Here is a 2,188-nt window from a genome sequence, read left to right as displayed (position 1 = left end):
GAAGGCCCTGATCTCCCAGAGATCAGGGCCTTCTTCGTTTGCTCCGAGGAACCGGGCCGCCACATCCTCCGGATCACCTGGACCTCGGCGGAGGACCACCTGCGCGGATTCCGGCAGGGGCCGAACTTCGCGGCCGTCTTCGCCGAGATCCGGCCCTATGTCTCCGCCATCGAGGAGATGCACCACTACGAGCCGACGGGGATCCGCGGACCGGGGGCCGCGGACGAGGTCGGGCTTCCCGCGGATCCGGAGTTCCGTGCGGCGTTCCTCGGCTACATCGAATGGGGGACCCGTCCGGCGCTGACCGACTCCCCGCCGGGCGCGACCCCGATCGCCCATGCCCCGGTGCCGCACCGGGGGTGGGGGTGGCGCCGCCGTACGTGCCAGGGAAGTGAGCGGCCCGCGGTCCGAGCGATTAGCGTGCGGGTGTGACTGACATGTCGGGACCGGTCCTGCGCTGGCGCGTGCGCAGGGAGCTGCTCGTTGTCAAGGTCGTCGCGGCGGTCGTGTTCGCGCTGCTCGCCGTACTGAACGCCGGCGATCCACGGGGGGCGATCCTGGCGGGCGTCGTGGCCCTGGTGGCCGCCGTGCTCGCCCTGCGGGACATCCTGGCCCCGGTACGGCTCAGCGCCGACGGCGAGGGGCTCGTCGTGGTGCGGGGCTTCGTCGGCTCCGAGCGGATTCCGTGGAGTGCGATCGAGCGGATCCGGGTGGACAGAAGGGCACGTTTCACCTCGCGCACGGAGTTCCTGGAGATCGACACCGGTGAGGCGATCTTCCTCCTCAGCCGGTTCGACCTCGGTGTCCCGTGTCAGGAGGCGGCCGACGAGCTGCGCTCGTTCAGAACCGGTTCCTGACGGCTCGGTCTCGTCCGGCCGGCCCGTTCCTCCGGACCGTCGTTCACCTCGGTGGGACCGTTCCTCCGGCCTCTCGGCGGTCCTGACTTTTCGGCGGGACCCGCCGGGCACCGGCCGGTCAGGCCTTGACCCGGCGGTGCCGGGCCTTGGGCCGGGAACGGGCGGGGCGCAGCAGCAGGACGGCCTTGTGCAGGGCCCAGCCGATGAGGAAGGTCCCGAAAAGGCCTTGTCCGAGACGCGTCCACATCGGCCCCTCGGCCACCGCGAACATCACTACGCCGATCCAGAGAACGCCGAAGACGCCCACGAGGGTCGTCGCGCCCCAATCCAGCCCCCGCCGCCACATGCCTGGAGTCTTACAGATCTTCTTTCAAGACCAGGTCAATGACGCGGAACGCCTCATCTGGGGAAACTACGGCTCGTGCCGGCACACCTGCGGACGCGCGGCCCGCTTCCGGCCACGACCGTCGGGGTCTGCTCCAGACAGGCCAGCAGGGCGGTCGCGGTGCGGGCGTCCACCAGGATCTGGTTCACCTCGTCCTCGGTGATGGGGAGCTGGCCCTGCTTGGCCAGCTCGTCGGTAAGGAAGGTCAGGGGATTGGAGTGGCCGGCCGCCTCGGCGGCGGCCGTCGCGCGAGCGGCGGTGAGAAGCCGCAGATGCTGGGCGCGAAGCATCGCCTCGCGCATCCGCGCGTCCTCAAGGTCGCTCAACAGTGACCGGGCGACCCTGAGCAGATCACCTGGGTGACCGGCCTCCGCGTCGATGTGCGCGCGGATGTCGTCGAACTCTGAGCGGGTCATGGTGCTCACCTCCACGGTGGAGTCAGAATCCTGACCCTCGTGCCTTCTTCGTATCCAGAGTCGATTGCGAATGGCTTGATAAGCACTTGCGCTGTTCGACTACCTACGAACGTTTGGGACGCGCAAGCCCTGGGGATGGTTGGCAAGTTGTCTCTGTGACGCGTGAGGGCTGGTAGTGTTCTTCTTGCAGGGCGGCAAGCCGCGGAGGCCACAGGGCCTCCGGAGCGGTGAACCGCCCGGTGACCCCTCCTCCTTGGCTCTGTCTTCGGTGTTCTCGTCGCCTACGGGCGATTGGACATAAGCCAGATGTCAGAGTAAGTTGGAAGGGTTGCTCCGGAGACGGGGCAAGCTAGACTCCTGGTGGGTCCGGCGGGTTTGGTCAAGTTGAAGCGAAAGCGACAGTTTGACACGAACCGGGCGGATCTGATAGGATAACAACACGGAAGTGTGCGCCCCGGAAGCTCCGGCCGGTTGGTCGGGTGGATGGTGAACGCGTCCGTTTCTTGAGAACTCAACAGTGTGTTAAAAGC

3 protein-coding genes and 1 pseudogene are annotated in these 2,188 nt (G+C 67.4%); 2 read left to right on the top strand and 2 right to left on the bottom strand.

Annotation, left to right across the window (positions count from 1 at the left end; translation table 11 throughout):
- Positions 1-432: pseudogene (locus tag AB0N02_RS35220) on the top strand (hypothetical protein); the annotation flags it as partial.
- A gap of 5 nt (positions 433-437) precedes the next feature.
- Positions 438-857, top strand: a complete 420-nt coding sequence (locus AB0N02_RS35215; RefSeq protein WP_363955858.1) for a PH domain-containing protein — start codon at positions 438-440, stop codon at positions 855-857.
- 118 nt (positions 858-975) lie between these two features.
- Here the strand turns inward: AB0N02_RS35215 and AB0N02_RS35210 are convergent, their stop codons facing one another.
- Positions 976-1,203 (bottom strand): hypothetical protein, encoded by a 228-nt coding sequence (locus AB0N02_RS35210; RefSeq protein ID WP_363955569.1) that lies wholly within the window; start codon positions 1,201-1,203, stop codon positions 976-978.
- Between the two features lie 53 nt (positions 1,204-1,256).
- On the bottom strand, positions 1,257-1,658 hold the full coding sequence (locus AB0N02_RS35205; RefSeq protein ID WP_363955567.1) for a hypothetical protein: 402 nt from the start codon (positions 1,656-1,658) through the stop codon (positions 1,257-1,259).
- Between the last annotated feature and the right edge of the window lie 530 nt (positions 1,659-2,188).

Source organism: Streptosporangium sp. NPDC051022 (assembly GCF_040683035.1).
GTDB lineage: Bacteria > Actinomycetota > Actinomycetes > Streptosporangiales > Streptosporangiaceae > Streptosporangium.
The sequence above is the reverse complement of the archived record's forward strand: the minus strand, read 5'-3'. Positions and strand labels throughout refer to the sequence as shown.